Here is a 15,654-nt window from a genome sequence, read left to right on the forward strand (position 1 = left end):
GCGCCGACGCTCAGCCGATGACGGCGAGCACGTCGTCTTCGCGCAGGACCTTGTACTCGACGCCTTCGCTCTTGTACGAGCTGCCGGCGTACTGGCCGTAGATAACCTTGTCACCGACCTTCAGCGACGGAGCGCGCACGTTGCCGTTGTCCAGCGGCTTGCCCGGGCCCACGGCCACGACTTCACCCTTGGTGGACTTTTCCTTGGCGGAGTCCGGGATCAGGATGCCACCGGCGGAAACTTCGTCGGCTTCGATCGGCTTGACCACAACGCGGTCGTGCAGCGGCTTGATGCTCATGTGGGACCTCTTAAGTTATTGATTGGTCTGAAAAAGTCCGGCGATGTTAGCACTCGCACCAGGCGACTGCCAGCAACGCGCGTGAAAAAGCCCGACAGGTCGGGAGCACGACAGAGATGGAGACCTCCGGAGGCCTTTCAAGGCCCGCCCCCGAAATTTTTCCCGGCGGCCCGGCGGCACTCCTTCCCTGCGCGGACGCCTTTATAGGGATGCGTCGCGGCAAGCCAAGGGGGAATTGGCCACCATTTGGTGACCGCCGTCGCACTGTCAGATATCTGGCGTTCATTTACGACAAAGTGTCACCGGATCGGCTTTAGGGTGGCCCGGCATTCCCAATCACAAGGAGTAGTCGATGCGATTGCTGTCCCCGCTCGCCGCCGCCTGCCTGCTGGCCCTGGCTGCCGCGCCGGCCCAGGCCGAGGTCTTCATCAACGAACTGCACTACGACGACAGCACCGCTGCCGGTGACGTCGGCGAAGCCATCGAAGTGGTCGCCACTGCCGGCGAGGACCTGTCCGGCTACCGCCTGTACCTCTACAACGGCAGCAACCCGTCGGCCGCCACGGTCTACGCCAACAACGCGGTGCCGGCCGGAACCGCGGCCAGCTGCGGCAGCGCCACCCTGGCGGTGGTCACCTACCTCAGCAACGGCCTGCAGAACGGTGCCAACGACGGCATCGCCCTGGTCGACGCCAGCGGCAAGGTGGTCCAGTTCCTCAGCTACGAGGGCGCGATCACCGCTTCCGGTGGCCCCGCCGCCGGCATGACCAGCCAGAACATTCCGGTTGCCGAAACCAACAGCACCGCGGCGGGCACCTCGCTGCAGCTGACCGGCAGCGGCAGCCAGTACGCGCACTTCACCTGGGCCGAATCGGCCAGGCAGACCTTCGGCAGCTGCAACAACAACCAGACCTTCAGTGGCGGTGGCACCCCGGGCCCGAACACGCCGCCGTCGGTGTCCACCACCACGCCGGCACAGGGCAGCAGCACCTTCCCTGCCGCCGCCGACCTGGAAGTGGTATTCAGCGAAACGGTCAACCTCGCCAGCGGCGCCTTCGCACTGACCTGCGGCACTTCGGGCAGCGTGCCGCTGACCTGGCCGGCCAGCGGCAAGAGCGTGAAGCTGTCGACCAACACCGCGCTGGTCGCCGGTGAAGCCTGCCGCTTCGACATCCGTGCCGCACGCATCACCGATGCGCAGGGTGCCCGCCCCGCGACCGACAGCCGCATCGCCTTCACCGTGGCCACCACCACCGGCAATCCGGACCCGGGCAATCCCGGCGGACCGGCCGGTTACTACTCGAAGGTCAACACCAGCAGCCCCAGCCAGCTGCGCTGCTCGCTGCACGCCACCATCAAGGGCCACACCGCGTATCCGTACAGTGGCTCGGGCACCAGCACCTGGACCATCCTGGAAATCGCCGACGAAGATCCGAACAACAGTGGCCGGATCCTTGATGCCTACCGCAACCACAGCTTCGCCAAGGTGACCGACCGTGCAGGCAGTGGCGGTGGACTGAAGTACAACCGCGAGCACACCTGGCCGAACTCGCTGGGCTTTGCCAGCACCACCGGTGACAAGGGCCTGCCGTACGCGCCCTACACCGATACCCACATGCTGTACCTGACCGACGCACAGTGGAATGCCGACCGCGGCAACAAGCCGTTCGGCAAGTGCGATGCCAACTGCGGCGAGCGTGCCACCGAAGCCAACAACGGCCACGGCGGTGGCAGCGGTGGTTACCCGGGCAATTCGAACTGGGTACGTACACCGGATGGCAATGCCGGTACCTTCGAGGTGTGGGGCCATCGCAAGGGCGACATGGCACGCGCGGTGATGTACATGGCCATCCGCTATGAAGGTGGCAAGGATGCGGCCACCGGCCAGTCCGAACCGGACCTGGAACTGACCGACGACCGCAGCAAGATCGTCAAGACCAGCAGCTCGCCGGCCTACATGGGCCTGCTGTCGACCCTGATCGACTGGCACCTGTCCGATCCGCCAGATGCCGCCGAGCAGGCGCGTAATGACGTGATCTACTCGTTCCAGGGCAACCGCAACCCCTTCATCGACCACCCCGAGTGGGCCACCCCGGGCCTGTTCACCTCGGCCAAGCCGGCCACCTGCCAGCTGGCCAACTGACCGCGCAACGCTGCGGTCCACTGCCGTCGCCGGGACCTGCCCCGGCGACGGCCCTATACTCGACGGTCATGTCGACCGTCGATCCCGTCCTGCTGCTGTTGACCACCTGCCCGGACCGGGCCAGTGCCGAGCGCATCGCGCATGCGCTGGTCGCCGAGCATCTGGCTGCCTGCGTGACCCGCCTGGACGGCGCTCAGTCGACCTACCGCTGGCAGGGTGAGGTCACCACCGACGCCGAGCTGCAGCTGCTGGTGAAGACCACCGCAAGCCGTGTCGATGAAGCCATCGCCCGGATCGTCGAACTGCATCCGTATGAACTCCCGGAGTGCATCGCGGTCGAAACCCGGGCCGGCCTGCCGGCGTATCTGGACTGGATCCGGGCACAGACCCGGGAGGACACTGATTGAAGACTCTGTTTGCGCGTGGCGCCGCCTTGTGCGCTCTGTTGTGGCTTTCATTGCCGGCCTTCGCGCTGGATGAGAAGGATCTGCTGCCGGTGGACCAGGCGTTCGCGCTGACCGCCAGCGCGCCCGAGCGTGGCCAGATCCAACTGCAGTTCAAGATCGCCCCGGGCTACTACCTGTATCGCCACCGCACCACGGTGAAGGCCGATCCGGCGTTCAACGCCGCTGCGCTGCAGATGCCCGCAGGCAAGAAGCACCACGACGATTTCTTCGGTGAGGTGGAGACCTACCGCGAGCGCCTGCAGGCCACCCTGCCCGGCGCGCCCACCGATGCCGCCGGCACCATCAGCCTGGAAGTGCGTTACCAGGGCTGCGCCGATGCTGGTGTGTGCTACCCGCCGCAGAAGCGCGTGGTGCAGGTGACCCTGCCCGGTGCAGGCGGTGCGGCGGCCACGCTGCCGACCGCACGCGCCACCGGCGCCAGTGCATTCAACAACCCGCTGGCCGGCGCCGGCAGTGGCGGTGGCCTGCGACTGCCGGGCACCAGCAACAGCCAGGCACTGCCGCTGCCGTCGGATCAGGCATTCGGCTTCGATGCCATCGCCAGCGATGGCAACACCCTGCTGCTGCGCTTCAGCCCGGCACCGGGCTATTACCTGTATCGCGACCGCACCTCGCTGAAGCTGGAAGGCAGCGCCGGGGTACTGGCCGACAAGCCGCGCTGGCCGGCGGCGCAGTCGCACCGCGACGAGCACTTCGGTGATGTGGCGGTCTATTTCAACCAGGTGGAAGTGCCGGTGCCGCTGCGCCGCAGCCGCGCCGAGGCGGTCGACAGCACGCTGGTGGTGACCTTCCAGGGTTGCCAGACCGATGGCATCTGCTACCCGCCGATGACCCGCCGGGTGAAGTTGTCGATCCCCGCCGGCAAGGCCAACGCCACCAGTGATGCACCTGCCGCACGCGACGAAGTGATTCGTTCGCTGCCGGCTTCGGCCACTGCCGGCACCCGCGAGGGCGCCAACGGCACACCGCTGCGCCTGCTTCCGACCGTGCCCAACGACGCACCGGCCGCCACGGGTGGTGCCGACGCCAGCAACGGCTCGCGCGATGCCTTCGCCGCCGACGCGCAGCAGGACAATGCGCTGCGTACCAAGGCTCCGAGCCGCGTACCGAAAACCGACAGCTCGCTGCTGTGGGTACTGCTGCTGGCACTGGGCGGTGGCCTGGTGCTGAATCTGATGCCCTGCGTGCTGCCGATCCTGTCGCTGAAAGTGCTGAGCCTGGCGCAGAGCGGTGAAAGCGCCGAGCGCGCCCGCAGCCATGCCATGTGGTACACGCTGGGCGTGCTGGTCGCCTTCGCGGTGATCGGCGCGCTGATGGTCGGCCTGCGCATGCTCGGCAATGCGGTCGGCATCGGTTTCCAGCTGCAGCATCCCGGCGTGGTCGCGGCGTTGGCCTACATCATGTTCGCGGTGGGCCTGAGCCTGTCCGGCGTGTTCACCATGGGCGGCGGCATCGGCAACTTCGGCCAGTCGCTGGCGCGACGCAGTGGCCCGGCCGGCGATTTCTTCACCGGCGTGCTGGCCTGCGTGGTCGGCAGTGCCTGCGTGGGGCCGTTCTTCGGCCCGGCGGTGGCCTATGCCTTCGTTGCACCGCCGGTAGCGGCGATGCTGGTGTTCCTGTTCCTCGGTCTGGGCCTGGCCCTGCCGTTCCTGCTGATCGGCTTCGTGCCGGCGCTGGCCCGTCGCCTGCCCAAGCCGGGCCAGTGGATGGAAACCCTCAAGCACGTGCTGGCCTTCCCGATGTATGCCGCCGCGTTGTGGCTGCTTTGGGTGCTCGGCAAGCAGCGCGGCGTGGATGGCATGGCGCTGGCGCTGGGTGGCCTGCTGCTGCTCACCGGCGGCCTGTGGCTGTTCGAGCGCAGCCGCTGGCGCAGCCAGCGCGCGGCCGGGCTGCTGGGCGTGCTGCTGGTGATCGCCGCGCTGGTGCCGGTGTGGGGTGTGACCCAGCTGGCACCGCCGTCACGTGCCGCGCAGGCGAGCAGCGAGAACGTGGTGGATTATTCGCCGCAGATGCTGGACCGCCTGCGCGCCGACAACCGCGTGGTGTTCGTCAACATGACCGCCGACTGGTGCGTGAGCTGCAAGGCCAACGAGCGCGCGGTGCTGTCGCGCCCGGAGTTCAAGGAACTGCTCAAGCGCACCAACGCGGTGTACATGCGCGGCGACTACACCAATGTGGACCCGCAGATCACCGCGTTCCTGGATGAGCACAAGGCCGTGGGCGTGCCGCTGTACGTGGTGTACGGCCCCGGCGCCCCGCCGACGGTGCTGCCGACCCTGCTGACGCAGGCGCTGGTGGAAGAAGCACTACTGCGCACCGCGCGATGAAGTGGCAACGGCCAGCGCTGCTGTGGACAGCAGTGCTGGCTGCCGGTCTTGGCCTATGGGCCGGCAACCGGCTGGCGCCGGAGCCGGCGACGGAAACTGCAGCGCCTGTTGCGGTATCGCCGCCGGCGCTGCCGATGCTGCGGCCCGGTGATCCGCTGCCGGCGCTGGTGCTTGCCGATGCTGAAGGTCACGCGCTGGATATCCGCGAACGCTTCAAGGGCCGGCCATTGCTGGTCAATGTGTGGGCCAGCTGGTGCGGCCCCTGCGTGGAAGAGATGCCCGAACTGGCCCGCTTTGCCGAGGGCCAGGGCGCACACGGCGTGCAGGTGTTGGGCCTGGCACTGGATACGCCGGACGGCGTGCGTGATTTCCTGCAGCGAGTGCCGGTGGACTATCCCATCGTGCTCGATACCCCCGGCCCACGCGATGCCAGCGTGCAGTTGGGCAACGCGCGGGGTCTGCTGCCCTACAGCGTGTTGTTCGACGCACAGGGACGGATGGTGAAGGCCAAGCTCGGACCGTTCGCGCACGGCGAAATCGAAGGCTGGGCGAAGTAGGTCGGCAGGGCTGCGCCCTGCACCTGCAGATGCTTTCAAGCAACAGCAACAGCAACCGCTACAGCTACAGCGGGCTTCCGTGGGATGGCGGGGCGGTGTCGGACTGCGGGGACGCCGCAAGTACGTCCTTGTAGGCTTGGCCGCGGCATCCATGCCGCGGACACCCCGCACTCCGACACCGCCCCACCTCTGACAGTTTCCCGCGATCTGGTAGGTCCACGCCATGCGTGGATGACTCCATCGAATTCGAGTATTTCGACAATTGATCGAAAAGCATCCACGCGTGGCGTGGATCTACATCTACCTGTCGACCAAGGTCGACACCCACCAAGAGCAGGCCATGCCTTCCCGACAGATCGCGGAAAACTGTCGAAGGCGGGGTGGGTCCGGTTGCGGGGGTGTCCGCGGCATGGATGCCGCGGCCAAGCCCCCATGGATGGGTTTACGGCGTCCCCCGCAACCGGACCCACCCCGCCTACCCTCAGGAAACCAGCTTCGGCTGTTGCTGTTGCTGTTGAGGTTGCTGTTGAGGTTGCCGGCCAGCGGCCGGCACTACGGCGGGTGCAGGGCGCAGCCCTGCCGGCAAACCCTCCTTGACCGCAGCGGCCCGCGCCCCGGAGAATTACGAGATTAATTCTCATTTGCTGTTGCGCAGGATGCGGGCGGCAGCCTCGACGGCCCTCGATCCCGATGTTCAAGAACGTCCTCTTCCAACTGCACTGGCTGCTGGGCATCAGCGCGGGTGCCATCCTGGCCGTGATGGGCCTGAGCGGTGCAGTCCTGTCGTTCGAGGATGAACTGCTGCGCGCGGCCAATCCCGGCTTCGCCGAGATCGCCGAGCACCATGCCGACAACCAGCAGCCGCTCGCCCTGAGCGAGCTGGTGCCGTTGCTGCAGGCAGGCAGCGAGCGGCCGCTGCAGCGCCTGCGGGTGGATGCCAGCGGCCAGCGGCCATCGGTGGCACGCTTTGCCGGCGGCAAGGACCACTGGGTCTATTTCGATCCCTACAGCGGCGAGCGCTTCAGCGCGCTGCGTGGACAGGCCTTCTTCGATTTCGTCGAGGACCTGCACCGCCACATGGTCGCCGGTGAACGCGGCTCGTGGATCACCGGCAGCTGTGCGATCGCGCTGTTGTTCTTCACCCTGTCCGGGCTGTACCTGCGCTGGCCACGCCGCTGGTGGCACTGGCGCAGCTGGCTGGCGGTGGAATGGGCGCGCAAGGGCCGAGGCTTCCTGTGGAGCCTGCATTCGGTGATCGGCACCTGGGTGCTGCTGATCTACCTGATGAGCGCACTGACCGGGTTGTGGTGGTCGTTCGACTGGTATCGCAACGGGCTGACCCAGCTGCTGGGTGTCGCGCCCCCCGCCAAGCACAAGGTCGCCACGGATCTGCCTCTGGATCTGCACAAGGTCGAGGCCACGCTGTATGCACTGCCCGGCGTGCGCCAGGGCTTCATCGACCTGCGCCTGCCGGAGAAGCCCGGTCAAGCGCTCAACGTTCGGGTGATGTCGGCAGATCCCGCACAACGGGGCGGCCATCACGACCGCGCGCATGACCTGCTGCAGCTCGACCCGGCCACCGGCGTGGTCCTCGACGCGCGCCCCTATGCGCGCCAGGGTGCCGGCGGCCAGCTCACCACCAGCATGTTCGCCCTGCACTCGGGCAGCTTCTTCGGCATGCCCGGGCGCATCGTGGTGATGCTCAGCAGCCTGGGCATGTGCTTGTTCTTCGTTACCGGCTGGCTGTTGTACCTGGACCGCCGCCGCAGCCAGCGTGCCGCCCGCGCGCTGCGGCAGACCGTGCCGGCAGCAACACCCCATGCCGCGGGCACGCCGTGGCTGGTGGTCCATGCCAGCCAGAGCGGCCTGGCCGAGCAGTTGGCCTGGCGTGCGGCGGCACAGCTGCAGGCCGCCGGCCACGGAGTGCAGGTACTGCCGCTTGCGCGCGTAGCTGCCACGCAGCTGCAGGCCTCCACGCAAGCACTGTTCGTGCTCAGCACCTTCGGTGATGGCGAACCACCGGACAACGCACGGCGCAGCGCGCGCCAGTTGCTGGCACAGCTTCCGGACCTTTCCGGGCTGCGTTACGGCATGCTCGCGCTGGGTGATCACCAGTACGCGCAGTTTTGCGGGTTCGGCGTGCAGATCGACGACTGGTTGACGCGCTCGGGCGCGCAACCCTTGTTCGCCCGCATCGACGTCGATGCTGCTTCGGTGGGGGCGCTGCGCCAGTGGCAGCTGCAGCTGACCGCACTGACTGGCATCGGCACCGACGACAGCGTGTTGCCGGCCGCCACAGTGATGCACGGCTGGCGCCTGCTCGGCCGCACCCTGCTCAACGCTGGCAGCGTCGGCGGCCAGATCTGGAAGATCCGCCTGGCACCGCCGGCCGATGTCGATTGGCAGGCCGGCGACATCCTGCACATCGCGCCCCGCCACGACGCGATGCATGCCAGCGCGGTACTGCGCGCGCATGGCCTGGATCCCCAGCAGCCACAGCTGATCGATGGCGCTGCGAAGACCCTGCTGGAACTGGCCAGCGAACGCGTGCTGCCCGAACCCGGCCGTGCGTTGCAGGTGCAGGATGCAGGCCTGTGGTTGTCGGGCCTGCCGTCACTGCCTGGGCGTGAGTACTCGATCGCCTCATGCGCCGCCGATGGCGAAGTGGAGCTGGTGGTGCGGTTGGTCCACGACGCAGCAGGCCGCGCAGGACTGGGCTCGGGCTGGCTGGCCCTGCATGCGCCGCTGGACGGTGCGATAGCGGCCCGCGTGCATCGCAACCCGGGCTTCCATCGGCAGCCGGGCGCCCCGATGCTGCTGATCGGCAACGGCACGGGCATCGCCGGCCTGCGCAGCCTGCTGCGCGAAGCCGCGCACCAGGGCGAGCACGGTCACTGGCTGCTGTTCGGCGAGCGTCAGCGCGCGCACGATTTCCTGTTCGCCGACGAGATCATCCAGTGGCAGGCTGACGGGCATCTGCTGCGCTTGGATCAGGCCTATTCGCGTGATGTGGACGATGGCAGCTACGTACAGCATCGATTGCGCGCTGCGACAGATGAACTGCAGGCGTGGTTGGCACGAGGTGCAGTGATCCATGTGTGTGGATCGCTGCACGGCATGGCCGAAGGCGTGGACCAGGTGCTGCGCGAGGCACTGGGCGATGAAAGGGTGGAACTGCTGCTGGAGAACGGGCGCTACCGGCGCGACGTGTATTGAATCCGTTCGCCGGGCATGGCCCGGCGCTACCCGTCATGGGATTCAACGGTAGCGCCGGGCCATGCCTGGCGAAGGCGATCAGGCCATCACGCCGCCGCCCGTGACCGGCGCTCGGGCTGCAGCCGGAACGCGGCCACCGCTTCGGCCAGCGCACGCACCTGGGTCTGCATCTGCGCAGTCGACGCGCCGGCCTCTTCCACCAGGCTCGCATTGCGCTGCGTGCTGGCCTCCATCTGTACGACGGTCTGGTTTACCTGGGCAATGCCCGCATGCTGGTCGTGCGAGGCACTGCGGATACCGGCCAGCAGGCCGGCCAACTGCTGCACGCTGCTGACGATCTCGTCCATCGTCGTACCCGCCTGCTCGGCCTGCGTACTGCCCTGGTCGACCCGCGTCACCGAATCCTCGATCAGCCCCTTGATCTGCTTGGCCGCATCGGCACTGCGCTGGGCCAGCAAGCGCACTTCGGCCGCCACCACCGCGAAGCTTCGGCCCTGCTCGCCTGCACGCGCGGCCTCCACTGCCGCGTTGAGGGCAAGGATATTGGTCTGGAAAGCGATGCCATCGATCAGCTGGATGATGTCGCCGATGCGCCGCGATGCGTTGCTGATGCCCTGCATGGTGGCCACCACCTGGCCGACCGCAGTGCCGCCGCGCTCGGCAACCCGGGCGGCCTCACGTACCAGTCCATCGGCGCGCTCCGTCGCATCGGCGTTGCGGCCTACGGTATCGGTCAGTTCATGCATCGACGCAGCGGTTTCTTCCAGGTTGGCGGCCTGCTGTTCCGTGCGCTGGGAAAGATCGTGATGGCCGGCAACGATTTCACCCACCCCCACATCCAGGCGGACGGTGGCCTGCTGGATGCGGGTGACGATGTGGCCCAGCTGCGCGACGGTGGCGTTGGCATCGTCACGCATGCGGGCGAACACGCCCTGCAGGTCGCCCTCCAGGCGCACGCTCAGGTCGCCGCGTGCCAGTGCGGCCAGCAGTGCCTGCAGATCGCCGAGGTTGGTCTCGAAGGTGGACAGCAGGCGATTGATGCTGGTCGACAGCGTGCGCACGAAGCCCTGCTTGCCCTCCAGTACGATGCGCCCCTGCAGCTCGCCATGCGCCGCCGCGTCGACCAGCGCCGCCACTTCGGTTTCCAGCAGTGTCTCCAGCGCGCGGCTGCGCCATTCCACTGCCACGCCGAGGAAGTGGTCGTCCTCGACGATGGCGTTGGCGATCAGCTGGTAGCGGGTGCCGGCGTGGCCGATCTCGCGCTCTTCGCGCTGACGGACACCAATCAGCCCCGCCAGTACCGGGTGCAGGCGGACCGCGTCGCTGCCAAGCAACGTCTCTGCAGGAAGATCCAGCAGCTGCAGCAGCGCTGGATTGGCGTAGGCCACCTGCCCTTCCGCGTCGACCACCATCAAGCCGGTCTGCGCGCTGTCCAGCGCCTGCCGCACGCGCGTGTTGCCGCGCGCAACCGCGCGCTCGGTTTCGATCCGCGCACGCAGGCGTTGCTGCATGTCGACCAGGCACTGCGCAAGCTGGCCGATCTCATCGTTGGCGTTATGCACGCGCAGCGTGGTGTCGAGCCGATCATCGGCGATATCGCCAGCGAAACGCAGGGTGTCCTGGATCGGTCGACGCACCGCGCGGACGACCAGCACCAGGCTGGTGATCAGTACACCGGCCACCAGCAGCAGAGTGGTCACGAACAGCACGCTGGCCATCCGTGCGCCCGACTGCTGACGAAGCTGCGCCTGGGCCAGGGCCACACTTTGCGCCTGCTGGAATGCGGCCAGTGCCGGGCCCACGGCTGCCGCCGTCTCGAGCAGCGACTGTGCTTCCACGTCCAGGCCGACACGCGCGGCGGTATAGCCCAGCAGCGCGGCCTGGTAGGCCTCCATGCCCGTTCGCACGTGCTCCTGCACCTCGGCTGGCAGGTCCGCCAATGCCAGATCGAAGGGCAGCTTTTCTTCGCTGGCACGATCGGCGTGGGTGGAATCGCCATCGAGCAGCAGCAGCGCTTCCTGGCGCCGCATCCGCTGCACATGCAGGGAAAGCGCAGGTCGCTCCAGCGCGTCCACCTGTGTCTGCAGTGCGTCGGCGGACTGCTGCAGCTGCGCGGCCAGGCCTGCGTCGCCGCGCCCCATCTCATCCACCCGCTCGAACAACGCGGCGATGCCCTGTGAGAATGCGTCGACGGCTTCAGTCATCGCCTGCAGGACCTTGCGCCGACCCGCATCCATCGGCATTGCACGCAACGCCTGCAGATCCTGCTTCAACATCCGTTGCGTGGCCAGCAACTGGCTGCGGTCGGCATCGTCGAAACTTCGCGCATACTGGGTCTGCAGGCGCCGGGCCTCGGCCACCCGCGCTGCCAGCGAAGCGACGCGGTCACTGCCGTGCTGGTAGCTGGCCTGATCGCGCGCCGCCTGCCTGCTCGAATGGCTGGTCCAGGCATGGACGGCGGCGATGGCCACCAGGCCCAGGCTGCAGACCAGCAGGGTCGCCTTGAGCTTGTCGGCGACGCTCAGCCGATGGGGCTGCAACCAGCGCAGCACGCCAGGGAAACGGGAACGCAACCCGGCAACGCGGCTACGCAAGGACCGAAGGTGGGGAACGACGGCCGACATGACAGACTCCAGGCGGAAGGACGCACCTGTATCGACCGGTTGCAGCAGAACTTTAGCCCCGGATTGATTCCAGCCACGAGTGGCGGGCAGTTGTCGCTGTTGTACCGGCCGTAGGCGACCGGGGGATGACACCGGCGGGATGCGCTTGACCTCAACCCCGGTTGCGGTATCACAGTGGAGGCCCCTGCCCGTGATGCCTGCCATGCCCATCGACGTCCCCCGCTACCTGCAGCGCCTGCAGCTGGATGCCCCACCCCCTCTCACCCTGGCCGGGCTGACCCTGCTGCAGCAGCGCCACAACGCCCTGCTGCCGTTCGAGACCCTGACCAGCCTGCTGCGCGACGCGGTGGCAATCGACCTGGACAGCGTCCAGCACAAGCTGCTGCACGCGCAGCGCGGCGGTTACTGTTTCGAACTCAATGGCGCGTTCCTGGCGCTGCTGCAGGTCTTGGGCTTCGATGCGCAGCCACTGAGTGCACGCGTGCTGCTGTCGGCCACCGAGGGCGAGCTGACTGCGCGTACGCATCTGCTCCTGCGGGTGCGTCTGCAGGAAGAGGATTGGCTGGTCGATACCGGCTTCGGCAGCCTGACCCCGACCGTACCGCTGCGCCTGCACGAGACCGCAGTGCAGGACACACCGCACGAGCGTTACCGCGTGCGGACGCTGGATGATGGCGACTTCATGCTCGCCGCCGAGGCGGGGGATGACTGGCGGGCGCTGTACCGCTTCGACCTGCAGCCACCGGCGCCGATCGACAACGAGGTAGGCAACTGGTACGTGTGCACGCATCCGCAGTCGAGCTTTCCCGGCCAGCTGCGTGCATCACTGACCGGGCCGGATTGGCGACGCACCATCGGCAGCGGCAACTACACCGAATACCGCCCGGGCCAGGCGCCGGCCAAGCGCCCGCTGCGGGATGTGCAGGACGTGCGCGAGGTCCTGCAGCAGGGCTTCGGCATGCGCCTTCCCGACGATCCGCGGTTGGATCCGGCCATCGCCGACTGGCTGCAGCGATCACAGGCCACGTCCGTGTAGCGCCGCGCCATGCTCGGCTGCCGTCCTTGCCGCTATGGGTTGACGGGTGCCTGCAAGGCAATCCGGTTGCCCTCGCTGTCGCGGATCTCGGCCACCCGCCAGCCACCGGCGACGGCCGGGCCAAAGCACAGCACCGCGCCGGCCTGCAGGGCACGCTGCAGGCTCCGGTCCACATCGTCCACGCCCAGGTAGATGCGCGGGCCGTGCTCCGACGGCACGTAGTCGGCGCCGTGCACCAGCGCCATGCTGGCACCTGCGGCGTCGTCGTTGAACGACAGGTAGGCCATCCGGCAGTCATGCAGGTCGATCGGCGCTTCGATGCGTACCTGCAGCCAGTGCTCGTAGAACATCACGGCGCGTTCGAGATCGGCGACCGGAACTTCAACATGCAGGATGGGATTCATGGTGATCGTGCTCGGCGTGCAGATGGATGAAAGGCAGCATCGCAGCCCTGTGCACTGCACGATACGGCCCCGACTGGCATGCTGGACAGCCTGCCACCGTACTGGAAGCGCCCATGTCCCTGGCCGATCACCGTCATGCCCTGGCCCCGTTGGGCCACCTGCGCGTTGCCATCAACCTGGGCAACCCGGTGCTGGCCCAGGGCGACGCCAATTCACCGCGTGGGCCGTCGGTGGAACTGGCCACTGCGCTGGCACAGCGGCTGGGTGTGCATGCATGCTTCAGTTGCCACGACGCGGCCGCATCGGTGGTTGCAGCGGCGAGCGACGATGCATGGGATCTGGCCTTCCTGGCGGTGGACCCGGCACGTGCCGACCGCATTGCCTTCAGCGCGCCGTATGTGGAGATCGAAGGCACCTATCTGGTGCGCGATGACAGTCCAGCGCAACGGGTTGCAGACCTTGATCGCAACGGGCTGCGTATCGCGGTGGGACGCGGCGCCGCCTACGATCTGTTCCTCAGCCGTGAGCTGCGGCACGCGACGATTGAACGTGCCGACACCTCGGCCGCGGCCATCACCCTGTTCGACCAGCAGCGGCTGGATGCAGCGGCCGGCGTACGCCAGCCCCTGCTGGCCTGGGCGCAGGCACATCCCGGCCATCGCGTGCTGGCCGATCGCTTCACCGTCATCCAGCAGGCGGTTGCCGCGCCCATCTCTCGACCCGTAGCGGCGTTGCAGGCACTGTTCGCGGAAGTGCAGGCGATCAAGGCCGGGCCGCTGCTGGGCGAGGCCTTCGCGCGTGCCGGGCAGGCAGTCACGCTGTTGCGGTGACGCGCACTCCATGGCGTCGCGCCTGCCCGCGTGGCGCTACCCCGCGTCTGCGGCCTGCATGTGCCGCACATGCTCGGCCGCCTGGGCGTGCAACCATTCGCGGAAGGCGAGGAAACCACGGTGCCGCACCGAGCGCTGCGGATACACCAGCCAATGCGGCCATGCGGTTTTCAGGCGCCGGTCCGACAACGCAACCAACTGGCCGGAATCCAGCAGCAGCCGCGCCCGCGTCACCCGTCCCAGGGCAACACCGACGCCGTCCAGTGCGGCGCGATGGTGGGCTTCGGAATCATCCAGCACCGCCACGTACCGCGCCGGCGGGCGCTGCCCGGTCAGCGCGAACCATGCGCCCCACGCGCCGTCGGGGTCTCCCAGCAGCGGCCACTGTGCCAACGGCAGGTGGCCGATGCCGCCCATGCGCTCGATCAGTGCCGGGCTGGCCATGGGCAGCAGCCATTCGTCGAACAACGGTTCCACCACCAGCCCCGGCCATTGTCCGCTGCCCAGCCGCAGCGCTGCATCGAACTGCAGCTGCCGGTCGAAGTCGATCAGTCGCTCGCTCGACTGCAGATTGATTTCGATCTGCGGATGCGCCGCCACGAAGTTGCCCAGGCGTGGCACCAGCCAGGCGCTGGCCATCGACGGCACGGCGCTGAGGGTGAGCACATGCTCCGGTCGCGCGGCGTAGGGCTGGAAGGCTTCGTTGATCGCATCCAGATGAGGGCCCACCTGATCCAGCAGGCGCTGCCCTTCCAGGGTCAAGGCCACACCGCGTGCCTGCCGTATCAGCAGCGGCTGGCCCAGGCGTTCCTCGAGCTGGCGCATCTGATGGCTGAGCGCACTGACCGTCAGGTTCATCGACGCGGCGGCGCGGGACAGGTTGCCCAGGCGTGCGGCAGCGACGAAGCCCTGCAGGGCATGCAGCGGTGGGCGGGACATAAGCCTTGAATTCCTCTCAAGTCGACCTTGCGGAAATGTCGCTTTTTGCACCGCCATGCTGCCCGTATCGTGCATTCCACTCAAGTGGAGGCACGATCATGAACATCTTCAGCGGTCTGTTGTTCCTGCAGGGTCATGTGACCAACGTTGCCCTGGCCCAGCGCCTCGCCAGCCCCGTTCCCGCAGCGCCCGATGCACACCGGGCACCCCGTCCGGGCAACACCCCGGCCGCCCGGGGCAGTGTCACCACCCGCGCTGCAGGTGCTCGGGCAACCACGGCTGCGGATCGATAGCGAGCGCGCGATACGCATCGATGGCGTCGCGCAGTGCGGCCACGCCGACGGGCGAACGCAGGCTTTCCTCTTCCGGCACCTGCACTGCGGCCCAGTCATGCAGCCGGTCCAGGCGCTGGACCATCGCAGCCCGCAGCCACAGCCGCAGCGGATAGGTGTGATAGCCCTGCTGCGCCAGCGCTTGCACAGCCTCGGCCAATGCAGCGTTGGCCCCACGCACCCACTCGGTGTGCCCACCGGCCTTGTCCTGCACCGTCATCGGTGCCGGCGCACGATGCAGCTTGAAGGGCCGGCGCAACTGCAGTTCCAGGTCACGCGCATCCCGCTCTGATTCCGCCTCGACCAGCGCGCCTGCTTCCAGATCGAAGAACTCGAACCAGCGCCGATGCAGCGCACTGATCCGGCCCAGCGGATCGCGCGAGAAGCCGATCTTCGCGTAGTCCTCCCAGGCACAGGGAAAGACATAGGCGAACACGCGGCCATCGATGCGGATGTCGGAATCCATTTCCACAGGATCGCG

At 67.7% G+C, this 15,654-nt stretch carries 12 protein-coding genes; 7 read left to right on the plus strand and 5 right to left on the minus strand.

Annotated features, from left to right (window positions below; all coding sequences use genetic code 11):
• Positions 1-10 precede the first annotated feature (10 nt).
• On the minus strand, positions 11-298 hold the full coding sequence (locus CR918_RS17030) for a co-chaperone GroES (RefSeq protein ID WP_025878649.1): 288 nt from the start codon (positions 296-298) through the stop codon (positions 11-13).
• A gap of 352 nt (positions 299-650) precedes the next feature.
• On the opposite strand from CR918_RS17030, the gene CR918_RS17035 reads away from it, so the two are divergent.
• The 5 genes from CR918_RS17035 to CR918_RS17060 all read left to right on the plus strand — a co-directional run bounded on the left by CR918_RS17035 (position 651) and on the right by CR918_RS17060 (position 9,008).
• A complete protein-coding gene (locus CR918_RS17035) occupies positions 651-2,441 on the plus strand; it encodes an endonuclease (protein WP_099843871.1) in 1,791 nt (596 codons plus the stop codon).
• Positions 2,442-2,509: 68 nt separating this feature from the next.
• Positions 2,510-2,848, plus strand: a complete 339-nt coding sequence (cutA, locus tag CR918_RS17040) for a divalent-cation tolerance protein CutA (protein WP_025878647.1) — start codon at positions 2,510-2,512, stop codon at positions 2,846-2,848.
• The gene (locus CR918_RS17045; protein WP_099843873.1) at positions 2,845-5,235 is read left to right on the plus strand and encodes a protein-disulfide reductase DsbD domain-containing protein; all 2,391 of its coding nucleotides are present in this window, start codon (positions 2,845-2,847) and stop codon (positions 5,233-5,235) included. Before cutA ends, CR918_RS17045 begins: the two co-directional genes overlap by 4 nt.
• The gene (locus CR918_RS17050; protein ID WP_099843875.1) at positions 5,232-5,792 is read left to right on the plus strand and encodes a TlpA family protein disulfide reductase; all 561 of its coding nucleotides are present in this window, start codon (positions 5,232-5,234) and stop codon (positions 5,790-5,792) included. The genes CR918_RS17045 and CR918_RS17050 overlap by 4 nt, the downstream gene beginning before the upstream one ends.
• 690 nt (positions 5,793-6,482) lie before the next feature.
• Positions 6,483-9,008: a PepSY domain-containing protein gene (locus CR918_RS17060; protein ID WP_099843877.1), complete on the plus strand. Its 2,526-nt coding sequence runs from the start codon at positions 6,483-6,485 to the stop codon at positions 9,006-9,008.
• An 86-nt stretch (positions 9,009-9,094) separates the two neighbouring features.
• Here the strand turns inward: CR918_RS17060 and CR918_RS17065 are convergent, their stop codons facing one another.
• Positions 9,095-11,632 carry a methyl-accepting chemotaxis protein gene (locus CR918_RS17065; protein ID WP_099843879.1) on the minus strand — a complete coding sequence of 846 codons (2,538 nt, stop codon included), beginning with the start codon at positions 11,630-11,632 and terminating at the stop codon, positions 9,095-9,097.
• Positions 11,633-11,834: 202 nt separating this feature from the next.
• On the opposite strand from CR918_RS17065, the gene CR918_RS17070 reads away from it, so the two are divergent.
• Positions 11,835-12,668: an arylamine N-acetyltransferase family protein gene (locus tag CR918_RS17070; RefSeq protein WP_099844412.1), complete on the plus strand. Its 834-nt coding sequence runs from the start codon at positions 11,835-11,837 to the stop codon at positions 12,666-12,668.
• Between the two features lie 32 nt (positions 12,669-12,700).
• Here CR918_RS17070 and CR918_RS17075 read toward each other — a convergent pair whose 3' ends face one another.
• The gene (locus CR918_RS17075) at positions 12,701-13,072 is read right to left on the minus strand and encodes a VOC family protein (RefSeq protein WP_099843880.1); all 372 of its coding nucleotides are present in this window, start codon (positions 13,070-13,072) and stop codon (positions 12,701-12,703) included.
• 113 nt (positions 13,073-13,185) lie between these two features.
• On the opposite strand from CR918_RS17075, the gene CR918_RS17080 reads away from it, so the two are divergent.
• Complete coding sequence (locus tag CR918_RS17080; protein WP_099843882.1) at positions 13,186-13,902, plus strand: transporter substrate-binding domain-containing protein; 717 nt, start codon at positions 13,186-13,188, stop codon at positions 13,900-13,902.
• A gap of 36 nt (positions 13,903-13,938) precedes the next feature.
• Here CR918_RS17080 and CR918_RS17085 read toward each other — a convergent pair whose 3' ends face one another.
• Complete coding sequence (locus CR918_RS17085) at positions 13,939-14,841, minus strand: LysR substrate-binding domain-containing protein (RefSeq protein ID WP_025878639.1); 903 nt, start codon at positions 14,839-14,841, stop codon at positions 13,939-13,941.
• A gap of 243 nt (positions 14,842-15,084) precedes the next feature.
• Positions 15,085-15,639 carry a GIY-YIG nuclease family protein gene (locus CR918_RS17095; RefSeq protein WP_025878638.1) on the minus strand — a complete coding sequence of 185 codons (555 nt, stop codon included), beginning with the start codon at positions 15,637-15,639 and terminating at the stop codon, positions 15,085-15,087.
• Positions 15,640-15,654: the final 15 nt, after the last annotated feature.

The organism is Stenotrophomonas indicatrix (assembly GCF_002750975.1).
Lineage (GTDB): Bacteria > Pseudomonadota > Gammaproteobacteria > Xanthomonadales > Xanthomonadaceae > Stenotrophomonas > Stenotrophomonas indicatrix.